General features: G+C 52.0%; 26 protein-coding genes. 15 read left to right on the top strand and 11 right to left on the bottom strand.

Annotated elements, in window-relative coordinates; translation table 11 throughout:
* Positions 1–180 precede the first annotated feature (180 nt).
* On the bottom strand, positions 181–2,262 hold the full coding sequence (locus DFQ01_RS09390; RefSeq protein WP_110043636.1) for a serine hydrolase domain-containing protein: 2,082 nt from the start codon (positions 2,260–2,262) through the stop codon (positions 181–183).
* A gap of 309 nt (positions 2,263–2,571) precedes the next feature.
* On the opposite strand from DFQ01_RS09390, the gene DFQ01_RS09395 reads away from it, so the two are divergent.
* Positions 2,572–3,837, top strand: a complete 1,266-nt coding sequence (locus tag DFQ01_RS09395) for a hypothetical protein (RefSeq protein WP_110043637.1) — start codon at positions 2,572–2,574, stop codon at positions 3,835–3,837.
* Positions 3,838–3,884: 47 nt separating this feature from the next.
* Here DFQ01_RS09395 and DFQ01_RS09400 read toward each other — a convergent pair whose 3' ends face one another.
* Both DFQ01_RS09400 and DFQ01_RS09405 read right to left on the bottom strand, forming a co-directional pair.
* On the bottom strand, positions 3,885–4,871 hold the full coding sequence (locus DFQ01_RS09400) for a sensor domain-containing diguanylate cyclase (protein WP_110043638.1): 987 nt from the start codon (positions 4,869–4,871) through the stop codon (positions 3,885–3,887).
* A 19-nt stretch (positions 4,872–4,890) separates the two neighbouring features.
* Positions 4,891–5,706: an alpha/beta fold hydrolase gene (locus DFQ01_RS09405; protein WP_110043639.1), complete on the bottom strand. Its 816-nt coding sequence runs from the start codon at positions 5,704–5,706 to the stop codon at positions 4,891–4,893.
* 256 nt (positions 5,707–5,962) lie between these two features.
* Here DFQ01_RS09405 and DFQ01_RS09410 point away from each other — a divergent pair, with 256 nt between their 5' ends.
* The 4 genes from DFQ01_RS09410 (at position 5,963) to DFQ01_RS09425 (ending at position 9,316) form a co-directional block, all read left to right on the top strand.
* Positions 5,963–6,358, top strand: a complete 396-nt coding sequence (locus DFQ01_RS09410) for a VOC family protein (RefSeq protein WP_110043640.1) — start codon at positions 5,963–5,965, stop codon at positions 6,356–6,358.
* Between the two features lie 69 nt (positions 6,359–6,427).
* Positions 6,428–6,832 (top strand): VOC family protein, encoded by a 405-nt coding sequence (locus DFQ01_RS09415; protein ID WP_110043641.1) that lies wholly within the window; start codon positions 6,428–6,430, stop codon positions 6,830–6,832.
* Positions 6,833–7,003: 171 nt separating this feature from the next.
* A complete protein-coding gene (locus DFQ01_RS09420) occupies positions 7,004–8,680 on the top strand; it encodes a hypothetical protein (protein ID WP_110043642.1) in 1,677 nt (558 codons plus the stop codon).
* Between the two features lie 102 nt (positions 8,681–8,782).
* Positions 8,783–9,316 carry a DinB family protein gene (locus tag DFQ01_RS09425; RefSeq protein WP_110043828.1) on the top strand — a complete coding sequence of 178 codons (534 nt, stop codon included), beginning with the start codon at positions 8,783–8,785 and terminating at the stop codon, positions 9,314–9,316.
* Between the two features lie 45 nt (positions 9,317–9,361).
* On the opposite strand, the gene DFQ01_RS09430 is transcribed toward DFQ01_RS09425, so the two are convergent.
* The 3 genes from DFQ01_RS09430 to DFQ01_RS09440 all read right to left on the bottom strand — a co-directional run bounded on the left by DFQ01_RS09430 (position 9,362) and on the right by DFQ01_RS09440 (position 11,317).
* Entirely contained in the window at positions 9,362–10,051 is a 690-nt protein-coding gene (locus DFQ01_RS09430) for an AIM24 family protein (RefSeq protein ID WP_110043643.1), read from the bottom strand.
* Positions 10,048–10,521 (bottom strand): hypothetical protein, encoded by a 474-nt coding sequence (locus DFQ01_RS09435; protein ID WP_110043644.1) that lies wholly within the window; start codon positions 10,519–10,521, stop codon positions 10,048–10,050. Before DFQ01_RS09435 ends, DFQ01_RS09430 begins: the two co-directional genes overlap by 4 nt.
* Before the next feature lie 151 nt (positions 10,522–10,672).
* Positions 10,673–11,317, bottom strand: a complete 645-nt coding sequence (locus tag DFQ01_RS09440; protein ID WP_110043645.1) for a TetR/AcrR family transcriptional regulator — start codon at positions 11,315–11,317, stop codon at positions 10,673–10,675.
* A 163-nt stretch (positions 11,318–11,480) separates the two neighbouring features.
* Here DFQ01_RS09440 and DFQ01_RS09445 point away from each other — a divergent pair, with 163 nt between their 5' ends.
* The 3 genes from DFQ01_RS09445 (at position 11,481) to DFQ01_RS09455 (ending at position 13,806) form a co-directional block, all read left to right on the top strand.
* Complete coding sequence (locus DFQ01_RS09445; protein ID WP_110043646.1) at positions 11,481–12,233, top strand: SDR family NAD(P)-dependent oxidoreductase; 753 nt, start codon at positions 11,481–11,483, stop codon at positions 12,231–12,233.
* Positions 12,234–12,797: 564 nt separating this feature from the next.
* Positions 12,798–13,376, top strand: coding sequence for a manganese efflux pump MntP (locus DFQ01_RS09450; RefSeq protein ID WP_110043647.1), 579 nt, complete (start codon positions 12,798–12,800; stop codon positions 13,374–13,376).
* A gap of 154 nt (positions 13,377–13,530) precedes the next feature.
* Positions 13,531–13,806, top strand: coding sequence for a hypothetical protein (locus DFQ01_RS09455; RefSeq protein ID WP_110043648.1), 276 nt, complete (start codon positions 13,531–13,533; stop codon positions 13,804–13,806).
* A gap of 131 nt (positions 13,807–13,937) precedes the next feature.
* Here DFQ01_RS09455 and DFQ01_RS09460 read toward each other — a convergent pair whose 3' ends face one another.
* A complete protein-coding gene (locus tag DFQ01_RS09460) occupies positions 13,938–15,470 on the bottom strand; it encodes an MDR family MFS transporter (RefSeq protein ID WP_110043649.1) in 1,533 nt (510 codons plus the stop codon).
* A 1-nt stretch (position 15,471) separates the two neighbouring features.
* Positions 15,472–16,125, bottom strand: coding sequence for a PadR family transcriptional regulator (locus tag DFQ01_RS09465; protein WP_110043650.1), 654 nt, complete (start codon positions 16,123–16,125; stop codon positions 15,472–15,474).
* 201 nt (positions 16,126–16,326) lie between these two features.
* On the opposite strand from DFQ01_RS09465, the gene DFQ01_RS09470 reads away from it, so the two are divergent.
* Both DFQ01_RS09470 and DFQ01_RS09475 read left to right on the top strand, forming a co-directional pair.
* Positions 16,327–17,334, top strand: coding sequence for an NAD(P)-dependent alcohol dehydrogenase (locus DFQ01_RS09470; RefSeq protein WP_219993694.1), 1,008 nt, complete (start codon positions 16,327–16,329; stop codon positions 17,332–17,334).
* A gap of 165 nt (positions 17,335–17,499) precedes the next feature.
* Entirely contained in the window at positions 17,500–18,354 is an 855-nt protein-coding gene (locus tag DFQ01_RS09475; RefSeq protein ID WP_110043651.1) for a manganese catalase family protein, read from the top strand.
* A gap of 56 nt (positions 18,355–18,410) precedes the next feature.
* Here the strand turns inward: DFQ01_RS09475 and DFQ01_RS09480 are convergent, their stop codons facing one another.
* A complete protein-coding gene (locus DFQ01_RS09480; protein WP_174812921.1) occupies positions 18,411–19,256 on the bottom strand; it encodes an MBL fold metallo-hydrolase in 846 nt (281 codons plus the stop codon).
* Positions 19,257–19,393: 137 nt separating this feature from the next.
* Here DFQ01_RS09480 and DFQ01_RS09485 point away from each other — a divergent pair, with 137 nt between their 5' ends.
* The gene (locus DFQ01_RS09485; protein WP_110043652.1) at positions 19,394–19,786 is read left to right on the top strand and encodes a hypothetical protein; all 393 of its coding nucleotides are present in this window, start codon (positions 19,394–19,396) and stop codon (positions 19,784–19,786) included.
* A gap of 394 nt (positions 19,787–20,180) precedes the next feature.
* Here the strand turns inward: DFQ01_RS09485 and DFQ01_RS09490 are convergent, their stop codons facing one another.
* Together DFQ01_RS09490 and DFQ01_RS09495 are read right to left on the bottom strand one after the other, a co-directional pair.
* Positions 20,181–22,454: a glycoside hydrolase family 3 N-terminal domain-containing protein gene (locus tag DFQ01_RS09490; RefSeq protein WP_146216851.1), complete on the bottom strand. Its 2,274-nt coding sequence runs from the start codon at positions 22,452–22,454 to the stop codon at positions 20,181–20,183.
* A 191-nt stretch (positions 22,455–22,645) separates the two neighbouring features.
* Positions 22,646–23,239, bottom strand: a complete 594-nt coding sequence (locus DFQ01_RS09495; RefSeq protein ID WP_110043654.1) for an NAD(P)H-dependent oxidoreductase — start codon at positions 23,237–23,239, stop codon at positions 22,646–22,648.
* Positions 23,240–23,356: 117 nt separating this feature from the next.
* Here DFQ01_RS09495 and DFQ01_RS09500 point away from each other — a divergent pair, with 117 nt between their 5' ends.
* From DFQ01_RS09500 to DFQ01_RS09515, 4 genes are all read left to right on the top strand, one after another.
* A complete protein-coding gene (locus tag DFQ01_RS09500) occupies positions 23,357–23,794 on the top strand; it encodes a MarR family winged helix-turn-helix transcriptional regulator (protein WP_342769983.1) in 438 nt (145 codons plus the stop codon).
* A 184-nt stretch (positions 23,795–23,978) separates the two neighbouring features.
* Positions 23,979–24,959, top strand: a complete 981-nt coding sequence (locus DFQ01_RS09505) for an aldo/keto reductase (RefSeq protein WP_110043656.1) — start codon at positions 23,979–23,981, stop codon at positions 24,957–24,959.
* 204 nt (positions 24,960–25,163) lie between these two features.
* Entirely contained in the window at positions 25,164–25,652 is a 489-nt protein-coding gene (locus DFQ01_RS09510; RefSeq protein ID WP_110043657.1) for an AAA family ATPase, read from the top strand.
* A gap of 294 nt (positions 25,653–25,946) precedes the next feature.
* Positions 25,947–26,549: a manganese efflux pump MntP gene (locus DFQ01_RS09515; RefSeq protein WP_110043658.1), complete on the top strand. Its 603-nt coding sequence runs from the start codon at positions 25,947–25,949 to the stop codon at positions 26,547–26,549.
* Positions 26,550–26,650 lie beyond the last annotated feature (101 nt).

The raw sequence follows: 26,650 nt of genomic DNA on the forward strand, positions 1-26,650 counted from the left end.
TTTCTACTAAAATATTCCGCATAATCGTACCATTTTTCGACAATTATTTCTATGATTTTCATGGGATTGGCGATTGTTGAACATGTAAATCAACCATATATTCCTATTGTTGCATTGAAAAAAGCTAGCATTCTCGGATGGAGAATGCTAGCTTTTACCCTTTAATGAGAGATTGTATTACTAGCTTAACGTTAAGTCGAACTTAGCTCCAGCCGCGCCTGTGAACACGATCGTACCGTTCTTCGGCAGCACGATCGAATCGTCGGCATGAATGACGCTGAATGTCACGAGGCTGCCATTCTCGTCATAGACAGCATACGATCCGGCGGATGGGAGCTTCACGCTCATGGTCTTACCCGCGGCTTTGTCGGGAATGGTGTACCATTTGGAATTGCCGTTTGTCGGAATCGTGACGCGGGCGTGTTTGCCCGAATAGATCGGCTTCAAGGCATCCTGGCTGATATACAGATTGCTTCCGGTCAGCAGATACTCGACGCCATCCTGTTTGAAGAACTGGACGGGACCATTGTCTCTGCCGCCTGAAGCAGGAATTTGCAGATCGGACACGGACGTGTTCGGACCCGTCATTCGCTGACTTAAGACGTAGCCAGGTACATCATCGAATAGCAGCACCTGCGCGGAAGGGGAAGCTAGGAAGGCAATCGATGTATATTTCTCGTTGACGATGTAGTAGCGTTTGCCATCCCGTTCGTTCCACGCGGCCAGTGTTTCTTCTGAAACCTCGTTGGTCGGGAGCTTCTCGGCTGCATATTCGGATATTGCCAATTGGCCGAGTCCTGGCACCTGCGCATATTGGCGAACCCATAAGTACGTACGGCCGTTGCTCTCCTTCACGAGGTTGATTTTCGCGCTTCCATTCGCATTAATGAATGAACCATCGGATGAATACGTGTACTTCTCGGCTGGATAGCTAGGGTCCATCGGTGTCGTCAGCGACAATTGACCGTCCGCCGTGACGCCTACTGTAAGCAGCTGAGTCGAAGAACCATAATGGCCGGCTGCGTCGAGAAGCTCTTTAGGCATATCCGCTGTAACAGGTGCTCCGTATGATTTGTCCGGCTTAATAGCGTCGATTGTCCCTTGCTCCTTCAGCGCTTGGAGCAGAATCTGGGCAGCCAGCAGCTGATTAAACGAGCTTGAACCACCAGACGATAGAACGGCTGCCGCCATGTTCTGCTCAGGGAGCACGATGAGCGAAGCGTGGTACAGCACGGTATCGCCGCCCTTGGCCAACGCTTGAATGCCATAATCATTGAACGGGAACAGATCGACACTATCCCAGCCAAGGCCATAGCCAATGGAGTTATCGGCCTCGGCTGGCCAGAGGCCGTTCCTATACTCGGCATTCGCCATTGCTTTCACGGCGTCGGCGGATAGGATGTCCGCAGCTTGGCCGGTGAAAATTTGCGAGAATCGTGCGAGATCATCTGCGGTGGAGTAGATACCGCCCGTACCAATGGCGTTAACTGTCTCGTTCGGCAGCTGCTGCCTGTAAGAAGGAACATAAAGTGCAGCCATCTGAGATTCGTCTAGATTGTCTTGCGGCGTCCCTGTGTTCGTCATTCCTAGCGGCTCTGTAAAATGCTGATGGATATAGTCCGTAAAGCCGCTGCCGCTGACTCTCTCAACCAGAATTTCTGCTAAAGAGAAGCAGTCATTGCAATAGACCGAGAAAGCGCCTGGATCGGCTTTCAGTACTTGTGTCGACAACTGCTTGAGAAACGTGTCATGTGCGTATGTATCGTTGTCAGACAATAAGAATGCGTTCTGGAGCGATGAACCAGCGAAGCCGGCGGAATGGTTGAGCAGCATGCGAGGCGTGATTTGCTTGTAGCGCTCGTCTTTCATTGTGAAGTCGGAAATGTACTGAACGACGGGTTGGTCTAGATCAATCCTGCCTGCATCGACCAGCTGCATAACGGCGGCTGTCGTGAACATTTTGCTCGTAGAGCCGATGCCGTACATGGTATCCGCCGTTAATGGCTTCTTCCCAGCAGCATCGTTCTTGCCAGCCTGACCTGAGACGACGATCTTCCCTTGATCAATGAGTGCGTACTGGACGCTAGTTGTGCCATATTGCTTGGTAAGGAGCGTTGCTTTCTCGGCTGCGGTCTTCACGGTGTCCGTATAAGCCAGAGGCTCCTTACCCGAATCGGCGGCTGCCGCTGCACCAACTGGTGTCAGCATGGACAGCATCAAGGATACGATCAGCAACAGTAGAAACAATCTTCTCTTTCTCATAATACCTCCTTAAAATCATCGTCAAAGGTATTACGGAAGAAGCCTCCGAAAGTTTCTGTTATTTGGTAAAAATGTAGGCGTGTTAAATGGATGGGTACGGGATACGACGTGGGGTAATTCCGTTGAGAGCTTGTATTACAAGTCGGGTTTTATTCGAGGGCCTCGATTTGCGAATATGATATTGCATAACAAAATGTAAATTTGATCAAATTATGGGTGTTAACTCGCTCGCTCCATCGTTACAGGGCAGCCCGCCCGTACTGCCTGAAGACGCCGCAATAGACATGAACATACGGGAGAAGATGATACATGCCTCACCAGAGATTCCAGTCAGCCAGCATAGCCCCCCGCTATTCCAAAGGGAAAATATCTGTATTCGGCATCAACTCGTTGTATCCTCGTACACCTTGGGTCGCAGCTTGGTGGGCAGCTTCCTTCCCGGGATTCGGTCATATGTATATCGGCAAGTACTTATATGGCTTTGTACTCATAATATGGGAGCTTGTTGTAAACAACAATGCTCATATCAATATGGCGATTGCCTTATCCTTCCTGGGGCGTTTCGATGAGGCGAAGGCCGTTCTCAATGAGGGTTGGGCGCTATTGTACTTATGCGTTTATGTGTATAGCATATGGGATAGTTATCGTTGTACGGTTGAAATCAATAAAAGTCATATGCTTGCCGAAATTGAAGATGCGCCAGTCGCTCCTTCCGAAGTTAGTTTCTTTGATGTCGTTACGCTTGATAAGAAGCATCCTTGGGTAGGAGCGGTCTGGTCCACCTTAACGCCTGGCTTAGGGCAGCTCTACAGCAGCAGTACGATCGTCGGCACATTTATTTTGGCTTGGTGGATATTTGTATGTCATAAGGCTGTTGCCGTTCGGTCAGGGCTGTACTCTTTCCTCGGCGATTTCGACCGCGCGGCTGCTGTTGTGGACTGGCAGTGGTTTCTATTCCTTCCCTCGATCTATTCATTTGCGATTTATCAGGCTTATGTATCGGTCACGGAGAATAACACCTTGTTTGATATTGAGCAAATACGATTCCTTAGAGTGAGGGCTGACAAGTTGGCACAACAATATCCCGTCGACAATGGAACGGATACCGTGCAAATTATTGCGACGTTCGAACATTCGCCCTTCGTAGAGATGGCTATTCATGATCTGGAGAAGCTGGGCGTACCGCCTCAGCAGATCGTTGCACTTCCTGTGGAGAACCTCGAGGCAAATACGCATGTCATTGATTCCATCCATCGGGTCGATGGCAGGAGCATGCTGGACGGAGCGATGATGTGTGCAGCGATCTTCTCCGTGCTCGGAACGATCTATGGATTCGTGTGGCATTGGGGGCCCATCATTTGGGGGCTAATCGGGATGGTAGGGGGATTCTTCCTAGGCCTGGCTATCGAGTTACTGCTCAGAAAAGGGAATATTAAATTCACTGCAAGCTACAAAACCGAAGTCATCATTGAGGTCACATGCCAAGCATCGCTCCAGCAGCATCTCATCCACATTCTGAAGGTTCGGAAGGCGAATGGGATCGTCATTATGCCGCGGACGGCTGAACGAGTGTAGGGGTAAGAAGAAGGCCATCCTTTGTCGGATGGCCTTTCGTGTTGGCGTTACTCGGCGGCTTTCAAATCCATCGCATGCGTCACCCGATTGCGGCCGCTGGCTTTCGACTCGTACAGCGCTTGATCGGCTTTGTTAATCAGCCTATCGTCCGTATCCTCAAGTGTAATCGTTGCGACACCGATGCTTGCCGTGATGTTCAGATTGCCTAGGGTTGCCGCTTCAATCGCCGCGCGCAGCCGTTCAGCAACGTGGACAGCTTGGCTCTCGTCAGCGCCAGCAAGCAGAATAACGAATTCCTCACCGCCGAAGCGGGCGGTGACGTCCGTCTCGCGGGAAGAAGTGTTGAGCAGCCTTGCCAGATCCGTCAGAACGAGGTCGCCGACAGGATGGCCGTATGTATCGTTAATCGACTTGAACCGATCGATATCGATAAGTGCGATCGAGAACAGTTCACCTGAGCGGTGGAATTTCGAGAGATGGGAGAGCAGGCTTTCGTTGAAGAACCGCCGATTTTTCAAACCAGTCAGCGGGTCCGTCAATGCCAATGTTTCCAACTGCAGATTGACGCTCATCAGCTCTCGCTGCTTCGTTTCGTACTCTTGGTGCAGCAGCTCCAGTTTGTGATTCGTCTCGTTCGTCTCTTGGACGAGATGCTCCAGCCGCTGCTTGGTCGCTAGAACATCTTTCTCATGCTCCAGCCGTCTGCGCATCTCGACGATGACACAGTCCATAAACGTCTCGCCGTCACGCGTCTGACGGACGCCGTTCAGCAGCACCGGCACATCTAGTCGGCCGCTGGATTGCAGCGATAGATAGATTTCATTCACATGTCCGTACAGCTGCATATACGGGTAGAAATACGTATGAAAGAAAAGCTTATTCGTCATCGACATGAACGACTCAATATGTTTACCGATCAATTCATCCCGTTCATAGGCAAGCATGGTGGCAAACGTCTGGTTCGCAGAATGAATAATTCCGGTATCCGAGATGGAGAAATAGCCGCAGGGCGCAAAATCTAGTTGCTGATCCATGAATCTGGTCCTCTTTCCGTTAATGATGAGCGGTCAAATACTGCTGAATGAATGATGCCGTTTCCTCAGGATGGCTTAGCTGCGGATAATGACCCTTGGCATTCATTAAGCGAAGGGTGCTTCCTTGCAGATGGGCGTGTAAATAGTTACCGACTTCGATCGGAGCAATACTATCGTCCGAGCACTGTAGAATAAGCGTTGGAATCGAGCAATGCTTCAACTCTCCACGGCAGTCGGACAGGAAGGTCGTCTCTGCAAACTGTCGCGCGATAAGCGGATCGCGGGAGCAAAAGGTTTTCTCCAGCTCGTCCGACAGCTCCTTGCGCTCAGTATTGTTCATGACGATCGGAGCCAGATAGCTGGCCCAGCCGTAAAAATTCATCTGCATCATGTTCAGCAGCTCATCGATATCCGTTCGGTCGAACCCGCCATAATAGTCCGGCAAGTCGTTAATGTAACGCGGAGACGGCCCAATCATGACGAAATCGCCGAAGCGCTGAGACTCTTGGTTGGCAGCTAGCAATCCGATCATACTGCTGACCGAATGTCCGACGAACACAGCATCCTTTAAGTCCAGCTCATCCATAATCTCAAGCACGTCTTGAGCGTAGCCGCTTAGATGGTTGTATTTAATCGGGTTATAGTGGTGGAGCTGAGAAGCTCCCGAACCGACATAGTCAAACAGAACAATCCGATAATCACGTTCAAAATGAGGAACGATATGGCGCCACATACCCTGATCGCAGCCGAAGCCGTGCGCCAATATCATGGGGCGGGAGCCTTGTCCGAAAATCTTTACGTTATTGCGTTCCAGGATGTTGAGGTCAGTCGTCATATCGAGTCCTCCCATTGCCAATTTTGTCGAAAAAGCTCATAAACCCATTATATTCGATAGAAGCCTCGATTGAATAATAGAAAATGGAATAATTGAGCAAATAGCCGGGAATTTCGTCACCTTTTTGGTGTAATTCCGGCTCTTAAGACGAGAAGAGCATCAGCTTCATTTTTCCCATAGCCGATCACTCTCCCTATCTATACCCTGCAGTCTACTGGTATAGTTAAAATATTACAGGAGGAATGGAGGGGTTTGGATGACGGCAACGAGGTTTCATCTCCAAGTGATTGAAATACCGGTGCGGGATGTGCAGGAATCCGTGGATTGGTATACGGGTATGTTCGGGCTTGGTTTTTGCTTCCCTTATAACGAGGGTGACGAGGAGGCTTGTCTCAATCTGAACGGAATGGGGTTTTCCTTGATCAAGGCGGATGTCGTTCCGGCTTTGGATTTCGTATCTTCAAGAGGAGAGCGGAAAGCATTCTTCTCTTTCCAAGTAGATAACATTCATGAGCTGTATGAAGAGATGAAGGGCAAAGGCGCCGACGTCAAGGAGATGGTGTTCAAAGAGGGGGGCGGATACAGCTTCCAATTCGTCGATCCGAATGGCAACTGCATGGGCATTTGGGGCGGGTGGCCGGAGGAGTCGTAAAGGATTACATAGCGTGAGAGCCGGGCTGCTGCCAATATTGGACAGGTTGGGATAGAGGAGGAACATGGAATGAGAGTCAAACTAGAGGGCGTTACGCTGCTGGCGAGCGAGGTATCCGTGCTGGCTGCATTTTATCGCGATGTGATCGGGTTTCAGATTGCGGTAGAGGAGGAGCACTACGTAGAACTGAAGAACGAAGGGGTTCGGCTCGCGATCTGCTCTAGGTCCTTGATGGCCGACAATACACAAGGTCATGAATCTTATATTCAGCCACACCGTGGACAGGCTGTCGAGCTTAACTTCGAATGCGACTCGCCGGAGTCCGTATATGAGCTGTATGAACAATTCGTTGCGCAAGGTGCGGCGGCTGTTACAGGGCCGACGGTTAAGGAATGGGGGCATACGACCGCTTTCTTCGCCGACCCGGAGGGCAATATCCACTCGCTCTTTGCGGTGAACCCGGTCCAGGTGTGAGCTAGTAGTCGATAAAGAACGCGGGGCATAATGCCTACGCGTTTTTTATTTTTCCCTCGACAGTTCTATCCAGCAGCGAAGTAACATTCAAGCAGTTGGCTTCGTCATAGATAGCAGATCTATTTTTGGTAAAATTATGTGTATAAAAGAGAGGGGAGAAAGCCATTCACAATGAAGAGGATTCATATTCTCATCGTTCTCGTATTCCTCGTGGCGATCCTACAGGCATGCAGCAAGCAGGAGGCCGCTGATGTCGTTACCGAGGTACCGATCGGGATTCCACTGCCGGTCGACGTACAGTCGATCCTGATACTTAATCCCGATGGCACGTCGTACAACGAACATCGCGATGCTGCCGTTATTGGTGAGCTGCTTCAAGGGATGAAGGAAGCGAAGTCCTCTTATGTGGGGGATCCCGAACAGTCGGGTGCGCTGTATAAGATTATACTAACGGGGAGCGGGGAGAAGCGGATATTCTCCATCAATGATCTCAGTAACACGAGCGCTGCGGATGTGAGCGTCAAGCTGTATGAGGAGGCCCCTGACGGAGGCACTGCCAAGGCTTGGTCGCTGCCCACGGCTTGGATTCAGCTGCTGTTGAGGGGATCAGTGGACGATGCTGGGCCGGGTATGCTGGCTACCGTCGATGAGGACAACGATAGTGTTACAGTCGTTGCTAATCGCGAAATGGATGAGCAGTCGATAAAGGATGCGATCGAAGCTACCTTGATGGTCGCTGCTGATCAGGCCAATACGACGGTGGACTATGCGATAAGTGTAACGGATCCACGTCGGATCGTGATTCGTTTCCCCGATCTGCCTCAGAGGGCCGTCGTTCAGTTTAACTTGGCGGGGGCAAAGACGAAGGATGGACGGCAATTCTTGACGCATTCGTCAGATGGCAATAATGCCGTTACGATCCGGCAGGGTGTTGCATGGAGCGGGCTCCGATGGTTGGATACGACGGGCGCGGTCAGACATGAGCATGGTTTGGACTCGGCGAGACTCATTGAGCCGTCGCGCGATGAAGCAGGACGCGAGAGGGAGCTGCTGATCTATAACGAGGACAGAACCGTGTATCGGGTTCGGCCTGAGCAAGGGGAAATTGAGGACGTCACCGTTCGAGCGTGGCTGAACGAGCAAGAGAAGTACGGAAGTGAGTACGGCGTTAATACGCTCTACTCGTACCCGGACGAGCATGATCGTTTTTACGCGGCGAAAGGGCTTCAGACGATTTATAAAGTAAGTTCGAAGGACGGAACGAGCCAGCCGATCTATGAATCGGATCGCCCGATTTACGGCGTCGCATCTTCGCCGGACGGTAAGCACGTCGCCCTTCTTGTGGACACCGAGCATCTCGGACCGGACGCCGATCTCATCATTATCGATGCCAAAGGCAAGGTCGTATCGACGTATGCCAAAGCAGCTTACATGGGCCATAGCGAAGGGTTCTATTTTATTTACCCCCTCAGATGGGTGGATAACGAAACGATTGAAGTGCCTCTTGTTAACGGAGCGAGGGGAACGGCGCTGTATGACTATAAGAAGGGGCTCCAGTCCAAGGAGGAGAACACCAAGCTGCCGGAGAAAGCGCGCCAGCTGCTCCAATCCAAGATTGGCGAGCAGGACGATATTTACATCGCCCGCGTACTGCCGAAGCCGGATGATGGGGACGAACGTTACTATGCTGTGTACGTGGCTGGCGTGGGGAGCCTCCTAATCGATCTGCAGGAGAAGAAAGTCACCCTACTTGGTTCTGGCGCCCTGCTCATGTGGACATCAACCGGTCAAATCGTAGTCTGGCATTCAACGGCAGGGAAGGACGTGGAGTATATCGGGGTGGACTAATTGGAGTCCTATTCGTATGGTCTGGACTCGACGGAAGCGATGGGGTTGGCGTATATTGGAAGTAACTAGACGGCAGAGGAGCGAATTTCGTTGGAGCTGACTATGGACAACCTTTATTTAATCAAGGAAAGGCCTGAATACGCCCCTCAAATCGGGCATTTGATCGCTATGATGGATTATGCGAGACATACAACGGTGGAAACGGTCCGAGGCTTGTCAACCGAGGAGCTGGACTGCGTTTACGACGAGCAGAGCAATTCGATCGGTTCGCTGCTGATGCATTTCGCCGCTGTCGAATATGCTTACCAGGTTAGTACATTCGAAGAACGGGAGTTGAACGAAGAAGAATTGGCACGCTGGGGTGCTGCCTTGGAATTAGGTGATGCAGGAAGAGCGCGCATTAAGGGGCATGAGCTGGAATACTACATAGCTGCTCTGGATGAGGTGCGCGAGACAACGCATGAGCTGTTCCGAGGCAAAACCGACGAGTGGCTGTACGAGGAACGGGATTTCTGGTACAACCGGCAAGCGAACTTTTACTTCATGTGGTTCCATGTGTTCGAAGACGAGATCAACCATAGAGGTCAAATTCGGTGGTTGAAGAAACGGGTGCAGGAGAAGTTGGGCAAGTGTTAGGACACAAACACCGCCTCCGGCCATAAGCCTGGGGCGGTGTTTGTGTTATTTGATATACACGCTTCCGAACGGAAGCACTTCGCGCAGGATGCGCTTGATCAAGCTGCCATCCTGCAGCTGCGCCTCTAGCTCCGCATCGCGGGAGCCGGTTTGGATAAGCACAGGGCCGGTGCCGCGCAGCTCCCACTGTACGTTCATATGCTGACTGGCGAGCTGATTGCCGTATACCGACAGCCGGATGGTCGCCGTGCCGGGGTAGGAGATCAATGCACCTGCCTCTACGAATAGCGGCTTATCCGGATCAAGCTGGAGCGTCATCATATCGCCGGATGTGATGATGCCAAGCCGCCCCGGTCCAGTGAACCGCATGCGGGTCAACTCTTTCGTAATCCAGGCGTTCTTCAGCTTCTGTACGATCGACTTCATCGTCATGCCCTCGGTGAAGAACATGACATGTCGCAGATCGAACAGCAGATTGCTTTTCTCATCGATCTCGACGACTTCAAGCGAGCATCCGGCTGGCAGTCCAAGGACAAGCTCGGACGGTCCTTGGAACTGCGATTGAATCATTTTGCGTTTGTGGTAAATACGCGCTAGGTTCATCAGTCGATCTTCTCGATGCTGCGGCGAACCTTGAAATGCGATGACCGACTTCGGATGCAGCAGATGAAGCTTGTCCGCTTCTTCGAGCGAGACATGCACATGGCCAAGCCGTGCGGGTGTTACGATGTTCATCCGCTAATCCCGCCTTCACGGAACGGACGATGTCTGCGCCATGAGAGATACCGCCAGATGCGGATCGCTAGGAAGTAGGCGATGAACAGCCCGACAACGATGCCGATACCGGTGTACATTTTATGCTGCCAAGCTTGCTTCTTCTGCTGCGCTTGCTCCGCTTCCGCCTGCAATGCAGCATTTTGTTCCATCAGCTGCTGGTTCTGTTCCATCAATTGGCCGTTCTGTGCCTGGAGCTCCTCCTGCTTGCGAGCCAACTCCTCGGTAGCCTGCTGGGCTTGATTCAGCTGCTCAGTCAGCGCATCATTCGCTTCTTTATATTGCTGCTCGATCTCGCTGATCTTGTCCGGTGCGTTATAAATATCTTGGACTCGGCTGATGAAGCTGGCTTCTGCAGGAGCTGCCGGCAACGCGTATGTCAGGATACTAAGTATAAATAGGATACCAATCGTTTGAATAATGGCGCGCATAGGGCAACCTCCAATCCCGATTGCTGTTGAATCATGTATTACTACTATAATACCTCGAATGTATTAGAAAAGTTGCAGTATGAACAAAGCCCCTTCGTTTTCCTAATGGAATGCGAAGGGGCTTCTCGTTTGTTTAGTGCGATCGCACAGCTTATCTGCTCTTCACGTAGTCGAGGAACATCCCTTTAAGGATGAGCAGCTGCGGTCTCGATTCGAGATCCGATTCGAACAGCAGAATGTTGTTCTGCAGCGAGAGCTGCCGCGAGAACTGGCCGAAGGCGTTCATGATCGTCGTCAGCGTCTCCTTGACTTGCAGATCCGAACGGATCGAGCCATCCTCAATCCCCGATTGAACAATGGTGGCCCAATGGTGTGAAATACGCCGATGCAGCGCAACGAACGACTCCATATCTTCAACGGGCTCAAGCGAATGTGCAGCGTAGCTGTCGAAGTCGATCATATATTTTGCGCTTGCGCGGTCATGCTCCTGGATGAGGAAGTCGAACAGCCGCTCCAGCTTGTCCAGGCACGATCCCGGCAGCCCCGCGGTCGTCATGAAAGCATCATGAATCGGCTGCAGCAGCTTGGTCGCCACCGCAACGATCAGCTTGTCCTTCTTCGGAAAATACCGAAACAGCGTAGCGATGCCGATATTGGCTGCGTCCGCGATATGCTGCATCGATGTTTTCTCGATTCCTCGACTTATAAACTCGCGCTCCGCGGCCTCTACAATCGTAAGCTGTCGCTGTTGTTTGCCGTCGAGCCGTTCCTTCTCGTACCGTTCTTTAGCGTCCATACCTGATTACCTTTCATGGGCCGATTAGCCATAAAATATAACCGTATTATAACGATGCCAACTCATTCTAGGCAAGGAGCGTTGCGTTCCCTTTATGATGGTGATATAGTCTATATCATAGTGATATAAACACTATCATTTTACTTCAAGGGAGAGATGATCGATGAGCCGTCTAGCGAATAAAGTAGCCATCATTACAGGTGCAGGAAGCGGTATGGGCCGGGAGGAAGCACTGTTGTTTGCGCGCGAAGGCGCGAAGGTGGTTGCAACTGACATCAATGAAGCAGCGGTGCAGGCCGTCGTGAAGGAGATTGAGGCGGAGGGTGGCGTGGCCACGGCAATCGCGCACAACGTCGCATCGGAAGAGCAGTGGATCGGCGTCGTTGCAGCGACAGTCGAGGCTTATGGCAAAGTCGACATTCTCGTTAATAACGCAGGTATTTCGTTCGCGGTCGGCATGTTGGATACAACGGTCGAGCAGTGGGACAAAGTAATGAATATTAACCTATCCAGCGTGTTTCTCGGGATGAAGCACGTGGTTCCTCATATGCAGCACAACAAAGGCGGTTCGATCGTGAATATCTCGTCGATCGCTGGCATTACCGGCAGCCAAGGCGCTGGTGCCTATACCGCATCGAAGGGCGCCGTTCGCATGCTGAGCAAAGCGGCTGCTGTCGACTACGGGAAGGACAACATCCGAGTCAACTCGGTTCATCCGGGCTTTATCGAGACGCCGATGAGCAAGGAGTTCGTGAACAACGAGCAAATGCTTGGGTGGTTCCTGTCCCAGACGGCGCTGCCTCGCGTCGGACAAGCCGTCGAGGTTGCAAAGGCCGTCCTGTTCCTCGCATCGGATGATGCGTCTTACCTGACAGGCATCGAGCTGCCGGTCGATGGCGGCGTGACGGCGAAGTAAGGTTGTCAGCCTAGTTCGGCGTTGGCGGCAGAGGCAGAGGCAGCGGTGGACCTCAGCCGGGCGGCGGGTACCAAGCGTGGTTCTACTACACTTAATTGAAATGAATGAAAGTATGTTGCCGTTTAAGTGTGGCTCTACCACACTTAAACGGATGAGCGCTGCCTCAGAAGCGTATTATTGTGGTGTTTAGTGTGGTTTTACTGCACTTAATTAGCACAGGATGTGGCTAGCAGCTGATTAAGTGTGTTTTCACCACGCTTAATCGAATCTGGGGATGACCGGAATCACCACACGCTAGTGGAAGTTAGTAGCTGCCGTATTAGACGCATATATACGACACAAGAGTTGTCTCAGACGCCTATCAGGCGGGTGAGGCAGCTCTTTCTTTATGTGCATGCACGTTATATCCAATTTGGCTCTATTGCGACCGTGATCTAGCCGTTGCTCTCCGTGCTTAGCCAGCAGTCAAACGATGGTGAATAGCTGACGGCCGCAAAGTTTTTCGATCATCTGGGCGTTAGCCCGCATATCATATCTGACCGAACGATTGGGAGGTCAACGGGTATGCATTGGCTAACAATTGCGATGATCGGCATTGCCGCTAATTTGGATAATTTGGGCATCGGGATGACGTTCGGGGCACGCAAGGTTCACATTCCACTGATATCGAGCCTGGTGATTGCGATATTGTCGATGATCGCGACCTGCTTATCCATGCTGCTGGGTCATTACCTGTCCAGTCTGCTGCCTGCCTACTGGGGGAACTTGATCGGCGGTCTCATGATTATCACGCTTGGCGTTTGGGGCTTAATCAGCAGCCTGCGCAAGCGCAGCGATAGTGACATCATTGCCCAGATTGCTGATGACAAGGATAAGAACAAGGATCAGGTCATATCATGGGTTGAATCGTTCTCGCTAGGCTTCGCCTTGTCGCTCAATTGCATTGCAAGCAGCCTCGGAGCTGGCGCGAGCGGCGTGTCGCCATGGTTCACCGCATTGTCGGTTGGCTTCTTCTCGCTTGTATCGATCGACATCGGAGGTCGGATGGGCAAACGTATCGCGCACTCATGGCTTGGGAAGTATTCCGAGCTGTTAGGCTGCCTGCTGCTGATCGCAATAGGCTGTTACGAGGTTATCGTATAGGGAATACCGTTTGCTCCATATTGTCAGAAGGCCCATTTCCTTATGTCCGGAAATGGGCCTTTCTTAGTTGATGTTATACCGGTGATTCGATCTGAAACTTTTTATCATTTAAAAGCGTCATTTGTATGATCTTGTAAGAAAAGGAGGAGAGGAATTGAAGAAAACACTGATTCTGTGTGCTGTCGTGGCGACGCTGGCGGTAGGAGGCACAGCCGTATACGCGCAAGTGAACGGCAGTGGACAAGCCGTTCAACATAATGGCGAACGTGCTGTGAAATATTCGAGGGAAGAGGTCAAATATTACTCGGACATTATTATTGGTGTAGAAGCCGGGAAATTGCCTCGCTCGGATATTCATAAAGCGAGAGAATTTCTTCTGAATAGAGCCGACATATACCCAGAACTTATTGAGCGATACGGTATTCAATAACGTGATTAGATGCCCGTTGCTTGGTTAACCCAGGCAGCGGGCTTATTTCATTATCCTTGTTGATCAAAAGAAACAAGCGGTGTTCCACGTCGTTACATCATGACGTGGAACACCGCTTACCCTGTTACGAATTAATGAGAAGCCGGCTTGATTTCCGCATGCTCCATCTCACTCAGCTTCTTGCGGCCCATGAAGAACGTGAAGAGCAGCGCCAGGGCGGAAGGAATGACAGCCCATGCGAACGTATGCGTGATGGAATAAGAGAGACCATTCGTGATTTTGTCCAATACGGCCTCCGGAATGTACTTCCGCATCTCAGGCGCCAGAATGGCGCGCGGATCGCTGAGGTTGACTTCAGCCGGAAGCTGGCTCTTCTCGTCAGCCGTGAACAGCTTGCCGAATTGATTCAGCATCGTGTGGCTCTGAATAATGCCGAACACCGTAATGCCGATCGTCATACCGAGCGAACGGAGGAAGTTCAGCGTTGCAGAAGCCGTTCCCCGTTCCTGCGGCGAGAAGGAGAAGATCGCAGCGTTACTGAGCACCGAGAACGAAGCGCCGATGCCGAGTCCGACCAGAACCATGAAGATGACAACCGTATAACGATGCGAATCGACGCCAAGCGTTGTCAGCAAAATGTTGCCGACCGTCAGCAGCGCGAGCGTCGGAAGCATGAGCGTGCGGAACGACAGCTTCATCATAAGCGCGCCGCCCAAGGACGCCGTTACGACGGAACCGAGCATCATCGGCAGCAGCACAAGACCGGAATCGGTCGACTTGCCGCCGAATACACCTTGAATATAGATCGGGATGTAGACCGAAGCCGTAATGAATGCAGCGCCGCTGAACATCGCGATCGCATTGCTCGACCAGTACAATTTGTTTTTGAACATGCTGAACTTGATAATAGGCTCTGCTGCAACCCGCTCGATGAAGATGAACGAAATGATGAGTACGGCGAAACCGGCGAACAGACCGAGGATGACGCCCGAATCCCACGCGTATTCTTTGCCGCCCAATTCCAGTGCGAACATGAGGCAGACAACGGCGCCAACGAGCGCTGCTGCACCAAGCCAGTCAATTTTCTGCTTGCTGTGCTCAACGGATTCTTTATAGAAGAATGCAACTAGTACGAACGCGATCAGGCCAAGCGGAAGGTTGATGTAGAAGATCCATTCCCACTGAATATAGTCAGTGATGTAAGCGCCAAGCAGCGGGCCAAAAATACTCGACATGCCGAATACGGCGCCAAACAATCCGCCCAGCTTGCCGCGGCTCTCAGGCGCTACAGCGTCGAACATGATCGTGAAGGCAATCGGCACGAGTGCGCCGCCCCCGATCCCCTGGATCGCGCGATAAATACTCAACTGAACGATCGATGTTGCGGTGCCGCAAAGAATCGACCCCAGCATAAAGACGATAATACCGAATACGAAAAATTTCTTGCGGCCATACATATCGGACAGCTTGCCGAATATCGGCATACCCGCCATCTCGGCAACCATATAAGCCGATGTTACCCATACAAATTTGTCTAAGCCCCCGAGTTCGCCGACAATGGTGCCCATGGCAGTTGCTACGATCGTATTGTCCATGGATGCCATGAGAATACCAAGCAGCAAGCCGGCGATAACAAGGCCAGCGTTTTTACGTTGTGCGCTCATGTTACGTTGTTCCCTTCGATTGTGATTTGATGTCTTGCGGATGCGCTCCATCAGGAGGTGTGGTCATATGCCAATTAATTTCACCGTCCGATTGTTCCGTAAGACTACCATTCCTAATGTCTTCCTTGAATGCCATCAGCCATTGCAGCTCTGATTCCAATTGATGGATGATATATTCCGCCTCAATGACGAATATTCTTGAAAGACCAAGCCCTCTAGCGAATTCAATGCCTGCCCGCCGTTCAGCGATCGCCTTGCGGATGAATCCGATGCGACGATCCAGCAGATCATTCATTTCCAGCGGAGGAACATGCCCGATGAAAGCCAGCGCAGCAGGAAAATGAGGATATTCCTTCATTGGCTCATAGATCAGCTCCCGAAGCCAATCGTGAAACCCTAACCTTCCCACCTCTGTAGGTGCGTAGATCGTCCGTTCGGGGTGCCTCCCTTCCCGCTGGGTTTCCAGCGGAACGATCCATCCTTGCTTCAGCAGCGCCTCCACGACGGAATACAACGAGCCGTTGTTCAGCTTGATGACGTCGGGTATGCCGCGCTCCTTCATCGTTGCCGACATCTCGTACGGATGCATCGGCTTCTCATGAAGCAGCGACAAGACGGCGAGTGCCAGCATGTTGGATATTTTACGGGCGGCCATTGCCTTCACTCCCTTCTAACTACCAGTTACCGTATAGTCGAAATCGAGTATACGAGATCAAATAGTCGCTGTCATCGTTCTAGAGACGTAGACAACAGCAAAGTATTCGTAAGAAGTTGCTGGCTTAACAATTTACTTACTATATTTGGATTGTCCGGCCTTATACAATAGGAGTAGCTCAATCTCATGGGGAGGTTCACGATGAAAGCAGAGGCACAAGCAGCAGGCCAGTTGATGCGTGCGCTCGTTTACGACCAATATGGAAAGCCAGATGTACTTCGTATCGAAAAGGTGGAGATGCCTGTCCCGAAGGAGCATGAGGTGCTGATTGCGGTCCATGCTGCGTCGCTCAACTCATGGGACTGGGATCGGCTGCTCGGCAAGCCGTTCGCCAACCGGATTGACGGACTGCGCAGGCCGCGTTATCGGATTCTTGGCGCCGACGTAGCAGGCCGGGTAATCGCTGTCGGTACGGCAGTGCGGCGCTATCGGCCAGGCGACGAGGTGTTCGGAGATATTTCTGGCTGTGGCTGGGGCGGGTTCGCTGAATATGTGTGCGCGAGTGAAGGGGCGCTAACGTCGAAACCGCAAGGAGTTAGCTTCGAGCAGGCGGCAGCAATCCCGCAAGCAGCGGTTCTAGCTCTGCAAGGGCTGCGTAAGCGAGGCGGGCTGGAGAAGGGGCATCACGTGCTCATTAACGGAGCGGGAGGCGGCGTGGGTACGTTCGCCATTCAATACATAAAGCTGCAAGGGGCGCGGGTGACGGCCGTCGATGCTGCCGAGAAGCTGGAGATGCTCCGATCCGTTGGAGCGGATCAAGTGCTGGATTATCGAACGGAGGATTTTGCAGCAGGCGGGCCGCAATATGACCTGATCCTCGATGTCGTCGGCTATCGGTCGGTGCTCGAGGTGCAGCGTGCGCTGAAGCCAGGCGGTTCCTATGTGATGATCGGTGGGACTTCGAATCGTATCATTCAGGCTGCGCTAACGGCACCGCTAATTGCATGGTTCACTCGCAAAAAAGTAAAGGTGCTGCTCCATAAGCCGAGCCATGATGATCAGCTCATCTGGAAGTCACTCGTCGAGACGGGGCAGGTCGTGCCTGTCATCGATCGGCAATTTGCCTTCGATAACGTTATAGAGGCATTCAAATATTACGAGGCAGGGCATGTGAAAGGGAAGATCGTCGTCAGCATGGTGACGGGATGAATAGGGGCCGAAGCAGCGCCGGGGAGGCAGGCTGTTTCGGCCTTCTTTGAATGATCTAAGGGGAAGAGGAATCATGTAACGAATGGTATGAATCCTCTACCGGTCGGGAATGGTAAACCTGTCCAATAAAATTACGATGCGAGTAGGAAGGGAGCACCCCAAAGGATGTACTACTTCAAAGAAGGGCTCATTAACATCATCGAGCCCGATCAACCGGATCCGGCGGCAGCCAAAGTATTGCAGGAGGCGCTTGGCGGACAGTTCGGTGAAATGCGGACGATGATGCAGTATTTCTTCCAAAGCTCGAACTTTAGAGGGAAGGAACGGCAGTATCGCGACTTGCTCAAAGGCGTGTTCTTAGAAGAAATTGCACATGTCGAGCTGGTGCAGACGACGATCAACCAGCTGTTGAACGGTGCAGGCGTGTCCACCCCAGGCAACGCCGGCGCGGATGGCGCCCCGCTCGATGAAGCGGTGAAGCATGCGAATCCGCACCATTTTATCGTTGGCGCGCAAAGCTCGCTCCCAGTCGACGCAGGCGGCAACCCATGGAACGGCTCGTGGGTGTACAACCATGGCAACTTGATTGCAGACATGCTCAATAACGTTGTGCTTGAATCGACGGGCGTTCTGCAGAAGACGAGAATATACGAGATGAGCTCGAACAAAACGCTCCGCGAGACGCTCGGGTTCCTCATCGTTCGCGACAATGCCCATCAGAACGCATTCGCTAAAGCGCTTGAGACATTGGGCGTGGACTGGGCGAAGCTGTTCCCTGTCCCTAATTATGACCTGAACAAATATCCCGAATGCCGGAAGTTTGTTGATATGGGCTATCACAATGCGCAATTTAACTTCAGACTCGATCCGACTCGGATCGGGGAGATTTTCCAGGGTGAGAGTCCTAGCCGCAATAAAGGGGAACTCAGGGTTATCGATCCTCCGGCAGGCTTCCCGGCGCCTGAGTTTCCGGAGATGCCGAACGAGCATAGCCCTGGCCTTACGGATATGGGTAGATAAGCGCAGCACGAAGAAGCATGGAGATCCATTCTCCATGCTTCTTCTAGTTCTTCTAGTTAATGTACATGCTTGCCTTGTTCCGGCACCGCAATGCGATCGAAATCAGTGACAAGCTTCTGGAGACTCGCAGCAAGCTCCCCGCCTGACAAAGGAACCCCATGCCCGGTGACTGCCACGGTTGGCTGCAGAGCGGCAAGCCTGCGAACCGAATGAAAGGCTGCCTGCCAATCGGTAGTAAAATATTTTGGTGGCCCGCTGATCTCAGCCTTCTGCGTGAACACTTTGTAAATCGACTCCTGCTTCACTGTGACGAACGCGTCGCCAGCGATTAAGGCTTTGTCCGCATCTCGGAACAGCGACACATGTCCCGGCGTATGACCTGGCGTATGAATCCATTTCCATCCCGGCATCTCAGGAATCGATCCGTCCGCAGGGAGGCTGGTAACTCGAGCCCCTAAGTCGATCGGTTCGTTCGGAAACCAAGGAGACAGCTTAGCGACCAGTCCGCTTGAGGCCGAAGGATCTGCTGGGGGATAGGCCAGCTTGCCTGTCAAATATGGAAGTTCTTCCTCGTGCGCGTAGATTGGAACGTTCCAGCGCTCGATCAGTTCGATAATGGCGCCGACATGATCGAAGTGACCATGCGTCAATACGATGGCAACAGGGCGGGTGCCTGTGCCGAACCGTTCCTCGGCGGCAGCCACAATGTCGTCAGATGATCTCGGCATACCGGCATCGACGAGAACCCAATTGTCCCTGTCTGGGAAGCTGACGAAGCATACGTTGACGATCTGAATGGTCACAACGTATACATCCACAGCAGCATCCAGCCCTACTCCGCTGTTTAGCGAGGTTACCGGCAAGTAGTGATAATCCTCGCCATACTTCATCTCCATCTCCATTATGATCCTCCTTGACATGGAATGCCGCTCCAATTAATTTTCCTCAACATGTTTTTATCATTCATCGCAAGAAGGAATAAATTTCAATCCGGTATGACATCTTAATAGTCGTTGTTCACACACAAGGAGGGAATTCCATGCAATTCAATAATCAGTCGTTCAATCAGTCGCTTCAACAAGCTGAGCATCTCGTTCAACAGCTTGTGCAGCAAACGCAGCAAGCGAGCCAAAACTATCAGCAGTTGCTCCAGCAAGAGCAGCAAAACGCGCAGCGTCTTGAAGAGCTGGCTCAACGGGAGCAAAGGGCTGCACAAGTCATCCAAACGGCTCTGCAAGGCCACCAAACGGCGATTCAGCAGCTTAACCAGATCGCTTCGTTGTGCAGACAAGTCGAGCAATCGATTCAGTCGCAAGCGCAGCATGTTTACAATCCTACGTTTACGCAGCCAAGTCACTATCAACCAGCATTCGCTGCGAATACGACCGGCTATACGACGGCTTCGCACGGGTTTGACTCGAATTTCAGATAGTCAAACCCGCAATCGACTTGTTTACTACTAATTCATGCAAACAGGCTGCCGATTTCAATCGGCAGCCTGTTGTTTCGATACTATGAAGTTGATAGCAATCGCTGGCGGCCGCGATACGCCTAATGGATGCTACAGCGGTTATTCGGGTGATAATGCGGCTGATGATCGTGTAACGGATGTTATGGAGGCTATGTTGCGGAACTACGCCGTTTCAGCATGGTATCGAGCGAATAAGCCCTCCTGCAACCCTTACAATTTAAGAGGCTGCGTTTCGATCCAAATAAGCGCTGCTGCAACCGTCAGCCCTGCTGCTCTTACTGCTCCTGCTGCTCTTACTGCTCCTGCTGCTCTTACTGTCCTGCTGCTCTTACTGCTCCTACTGCTCCTGCTGCTCCTACTGTTCCAATGTCACCGGCAATACGCCTTTCGGCTCCAATTGGCCAAGCAGAACCTTAATGCCCGCCAACGTATTCGGCTCCTGCTTGCCATACACGGCAAGGCCGGAACGGACGTCATCGACGTATAGCATCTCGTACGGATTGCCGAGTGAGAGCAGCGCATAGCGCTTACTCTTACCGTTCAAGTAGTCGATGATTCCCTGCGTGCCGGACCAGTCGAATTGGCTGGCGACGTTACGGAACTGGTAGGAGGCCGCAATGACATAGTCGGCATTATTCAGCAGTGCATTCGTGTTCGCCTGCCCAATGATCGCGATGTCCGTCTTAAGCGACATGGATGACCCCGCTTGAGTCAGCTGCTTCTGCAGCTGCTTCGCCTGCTCCTCGTCTGCAGCGGCGATGACGACGCGGTCTCCGGCTTGAATTAGATCAGGCCCAGCGCTATTGCGGCTCGCCAACACCGTTACCGCCTTCTCTGCGATCTCGGTTTCCACAGCGCGATGCGCATTAGACCCGACGACCTTGCTTAGCGCACCCAGTTGGGTCGACAAGCTCTCCTGCGGATCGAATAGGCCATACTTCGCCTTCAGCTCTAGAATCCGTTTCACTGAATCGTGAACCGATGCCTCTAAGAGGGAACCGTTCTTCACGGCCTGCACAAGCGCTTGGTGTGCGGAGGCGGAGTCTTGCGGCATGAGAATGATATCGACGCCTGCTTGGGCGGCGCGTACGACGGCTTGATTTTCGCCGAAATGGTCCGCAATCGCCTCCATCGTAAACGCATCCGAAATGATGACGCCCTCATAGCCCAGCTCTCCGCGAAGCAGCCCCGTAAGCACCTTCTTCGACAGCGTCGCCGGAATGGGCACACTGCTGCCGTCCTTGAGTGACGTTACATGGTCGTTATCTACCGCCGGGAACGCAATATGCGCCGTCATGATCATCTCGACCCCGCTGCCGATAGCGGCTTTGAACGGCTTCAGCTCCACGCTATCTAGACGTTCGCGGGTATGATTAAGCACCGGCAGGCCAAGATGGGAATCGACTGTCGTGTCGCCATGTCCCGGGAAATGTTTGACCGCTGCAACGACGCCCGACTGCTGCAATCCTCGAATCGTGGATAGGCCGAGCTTCGTTACGAGATCCGGGTTCGAGCTGAACGACCGCATCCCGATAATCGGGTTGTCGGGATTGCTGTTAATATCGAGCACCGGGGCAAAATTGACCTGCAGCCCGAGCGCCTTCAGCTCCTCGCCTGTCAGACGCGCAGCAGCCTCTGCGAGTGAAGCGTCGCCTGCTGCGCCAAGCGCCATCTGCCCAGGCAAATTCGTGCCGCCTGGAATCCGTTTGACGACACCGCCCTCCTGGTCGATGCCGAGAAACAGCGGGATATCGCCAGCTTCGGCTTGCAGGTCGTGAGTAAACGTCGTTAGCTGCTTGGCGTCGATAATATTTTTGTCGAAAATAATGAGTCCGCCCAAATTCTGATCATGCAGATTGCTCTTGATCCCATCATTAACCGTTGTCGTTGCCTTGCCGTTATACTGCCGAATATCGGGCATGAGCATTTGGCCAACCTGCTCGCTCACGGTCATATACGAGATCAGCTTATCCCAATCATGCGCCTCAATTGCGGCCGCCCGTTCGAAGCGGATGACTCTCGTCATGAAGACAGTGAACTCCGCCCGCGATACGGATTGGTTCGGACGGAAGGTGCCGTCGGAGTAGCCGCCAATTAGGCCATTCGAGCTCATCGTGCGAATCGGCTCCGCCGCCCAGTGCGTGGCTGTATCGGATAAACCGGCGGTCGACTGATTGCCATTCGTCAGTTCGTACGCACGCGTCAAGAGCGCCGCAGTCTCGGCACGGGTAATGGGCGCATCCGGATGGAAGGTCCCGTCAGGGAATCCGCCGGTCAACCCGTTTCGCGCAGCGATTGAGATCTCTCGGTAGAAAGGGTAGGAGGTGCTGACGTCTGAATACGTTTGTTTCGTATCGGGCTGCTGCTCAGGATACAACTCCCTCACCAGGAATGCCGCTGCTTGCGCACGGGTTACTCGTCCTTCGGGTTTGAACTGTCCGTTCCCGTATCCAGCGACGGTGCCGCGATTGGCCATATAGTTAATACTGTCCTCGGCCCACTTCGAATACTGCAAGTCCGTAAATCGAGCCTCCGCTGAAGCAGGTCCGGCCCATAGAAGGACGGCGCCGGCAATCGTACTGGCGAACGCGATGGTTTTATAATGAATCAAGCTTTGTCTTCGTTTCAATGTCCGTTTCACCCCGTTGATTATGTGTGTGTCGGTTACGTGTAAGTATAAGGGTATAGACGTCGATCCGTAGTGACATGTTTCATGGATAAGTTGGATGGTGGTTACTACAACTATAATCCGTTGGCGAACGCAAATAAATAACCAGTCTTCGATCGATATTCGACGACTGGCTGTTTGAATAATGACGGTTATTGCGCAGCGGTTCGGAAATAACGGTAGATTCGGTCGAGATTCTTCGCTTGTTTACCCTGCTTCTTCTCCATGCCCCCGAATTCAAAGAACTTTACTTTCTTGATGCCGACATAGCGGAGGAGTGCTCTTTTCATAAGGATTTTGTGCGCATTGCCCAGCCATAGCAGCGGATAGAGGGTCGGACCTTTCATGGAGGAGACACAGACGACCGATTTGCCTTTCAGCAGCCCTTCGGGCAGTAACCCGCCCTTCTCGCGATAGGCGAAGTTCGATGCGAACATGCGGTCAATGAACCCTAGCAGCATCGCTGGAGGACGCCCCCACCAGATCGGGTAGATAAAAATAATTCGGTCCGCCCACAGCAGCTGATTCCTGTACTTCTCGAGAGCCGGGTCCTTATGCATATCTCTTCTCCGCTTGTTCTCGTTGAACACGAGCAGCGGATCGAAGCCTTCGGCGTATAGGTCGAGCACTTGAATGTCCAGCTCCGCGATATGCGGATTGTCATGCAGGCCTTGGAGTGTGCGCTGCAGAAAAGCATGGCTCAGGCTGTTGTGATTCGGATGCGTATAAATGATGAGGGTTTTCATAGGGCACCTTCTTTGTTATCATTTGATAATAAGTTAGCATTCGGATTATTAGTTGTCAATTGATAATTGTATTTTGATAATAAAATTAAACGATGATCCTGTACGAGGAGATGTTTCATGATGGTGTCGAAGGAAGCCTTGTTCGAGCAGATGGTGTCCCTTATTGCGTCCGCTCATCAACTGCATTACGACATGACGAAGGGTTTGCCGATGGATGATATTACACCGCTTCAATACGAAATTCTTGAGTTTCTGTCGGTGAAGCAGCCAATTACGTTAAGTCAGCTGAGCGAGTGCATGGGGATTTCGATGCCGAACACAAGCCGAGAGATCAAGAAGCTGACGGATAAAGGTCTATGCGAGAAAATCGACGACACGGAGGACCGGAGGAAGCAGTACATTCGGTTGTCTGCGGGTGGAGAAGCGCGAATGGCGGAATCTTTTGCCCATATGAGGGGATTGTTCATGCAGCAGGTGAACGATGTGTCGGATACAGAGCTTGCCCATATCTCGGAGGCGATCAAGGTGCTGAAGTCTACGCTGCTTCGGGACTAGGCGGATATAGAAGGCTGAAAGGCTGAAGTCCCGAATATGGGATTCAGCCTTTTGGGCTAAGAAACAGGTCAAATGGTGCTTGTTCTAGAGTGAACGCCAAGGTGTATGATGGGCGTAGGCCGATTGCATAGGCAGCGAAGGGCGGCCGAAAATCTGTGTGATGAGTGGAAAGGTGTGACTGTTCTTGAAGCAGCAATCGTTAGGGACAAGCGGGTTGAAAGTCTCGGCACTTGGTCTTGGCTGCATGGGGATGTCCGACTTCTATAGCGGACGTGATGAGGCAGAGTCTATTCGCACCATCCACCGAGCGATCGAGCTTGGTGTGAACTTCTTAGATACAGCAGATATGTACGGCGTTGGACTGAACGAAGAGCTTGTTGGCAGGGCTACGAAAGAGCGCCGCAACGAGGTTATACTAGCGACGAAATTCGGCAACATGCGAAGTGCAGACGGCAAATTTCTCGGTGTGAATGGACGTCCTGCGTACGTGAGAGAAGCTTGCGATGCAAGTCTTCGCCGACTTGGCGTTGATCATATTGATCTGTATTATCAGCACCGGGTGGATCCGAATACGCCGATTGAGGAGACGATTGGTGCCATGGCTGAGTTAGTCACGGCGGGAAAAGTTCGTTATCTTGGCATGTCGGAGGCTGCCGCCTCAACGATTCGCCGGGCACACGCTGTCCATCCGATCTCGGCTTTGCAGACCGAATATTCGCTGTGGAGCCGCGATGTAGAGGATGAGATTTTACCCGTATGCCGTGAGCTTGGGATCGGCTTCGTTCCTTATAGTCCGCTCGGACGTGGGTTTCTAACGGGTCAGATACAGAAATTCGAGGATTTGGACGAAGATGACTACCGGCGATTCTCGCCGCGGTTCCAAGGGGACAATTTCAACAAGAACCTAGAGCTCGTTCGGCGAGTAGAAGAGATCGCTGCAGAGAAAGGCGTTATGCCGTCTCAATTAGCACTGGCATGGCTGCTGGCGCAGGGCGATGACATCATACCGATTCCGGGAACGAAACGTAGGGAGTACTTGGAGGAGAATGTCGGAGCTGCTGCCATTGAGCTGACGAATGATGATCTGGCACGGATAGATGAGGCGGCGCCTAAAGGCGCGGCCGCCGGACTACGATATGCCGATATGCGAAGTGTGAACCTGTAAATGCCGATTTAAGATTACAACAGGCATGCTGATGGGTGACGCGTAGTTTGCAAGTAAGAGACGAAGGAGGCAGTGACCCGTGGGGGTTACTGCCTTTTTTGGCATATGCGGAGGGCAGTCATGCGTATTCGCTCATAAACTAGTAGCAGCGTTCAGGCGGTAGGTTGAAAGGCTGAATAGATTGATGGCTGGCAGGTGATCGGATTGACATTTCCACTCTTTATTGTTGCAGGCACTAGTGGCTCGGGTAAAACAACGGTGTCGTACGAGGTTCAAAAAGTACTAGGCGTTGGATTTAATGTGTACGACATGGATACGATCGTAGTGAAACAAGATTTCCAAACAGCGTGCAATAACTGGATTAGAATTGCTTATCATAACGCATTGGGCGGGAATACGACGATCTTGTTCGGTGCGGTTCCGTATCCGTATAACGTTTTTGTATGCGATCATTTCCACCATTTCGATCAGCTTCATTACCTGCTTCTTCACTGCAATCAAGATACGCGGAATCAGCGGCTAACCGAGCGTGGAGGCTGGACACCCAATGGTATTCAACAGACCATCGCCTACGGCGAGAAGCAGTATGCTGAATTCAAACGTGCCAATTTCCCTATTATCAATACAACGGATACCCCTGTGACACAGGTGGCTGAGCAAATAAAAGAATGGGTGTTAAAGCCAGAGGGTTGAGGGCGATCATAAGGGGTTGCGGACAGTTCCGCTTTTTCTAGGACAGGCATGCACCAATACGGAGAAGGGGACATATGATGTGTGAGGTCCATAATGACGAGTTCATTCGAAGATGCATGAAAGTCAGCAAGGGTACTGGGATAGGCGGTTCCTCTTTCGCGTCAAAGGTTATGTTCGATTGCTAAACGGTCATAGTTTTAACGATATAGATGGTTTTCGATTCAATACGAATAACGAATTCAGGAGGTAAGAGGCTGCCGCCCGATCTGCTACTAAGAGAGGTGGGGGAGGAGCATGCATTGGGTTTCCGTTGTAATTATTGGGATCGCAGCAAACATTGATAACCTGGGGGTCGGGATAACCTTCGGTGCTCGTTCGACACGAGTACCCTGGCTGTCCAACCTGGTCATTGCGTTAATATCCGCCAGCGCTGCATTCGTGGCAATGACCGCAGGGTCGTTGCTAGCACATCTGTTTCCCGTTCTGTGGGGCAATGTGATAGGTGGTCTGATTCTCATCGCAATGGGATTGTGGGGGATACGATCACAGCTGATTAAAGGTAAAATGGGACGAGCACCAGACGTGCAGGAACGGGAGGCTGCTTCTGATCCTAACACGGGACAGTCGAATCGAGAGAAGCGTATGGTGTCGCGAGCCGAATCGGTATCGATCGGTCTCGCCTTGTCGGTCAACGCGATGGCGAGCAGCTTCGGAGCGGGCATTAGCGGTGTGTCTCCGTTGTTATGCTCCTTATCCGTAGGATTGTTCTCCTATTTGACGGTTGAGCTTGGTGTGCGTATTGGTATTCGGTTCGCTCGTTCACCGCTGGGCCGGTATGCAGAGTTCATCGGCTGTGCACTACTAATTCTCATTGGCATTTACGAGATTATGTTCTAGTTCTTTTGCGAGTCGCATATTGGATTATTTTATATTTTTATACATCCCCCGTATCTCTTGCTTCACTATTTTCGTTATGATAGTGAATAAGAAAATATGGG

The sequence above is a fragment of the Paenibacillus cellulosilyticus genome (assembly GCF_003182255.1).
GTDB classification, from domain to species: domain Bacteria; phylum Bacillota; class Bacilli; order Paenibacillales; family Paenibacillaceae; genus Paenibacillus_T; species Paenibacillus_T cellulosilyticus.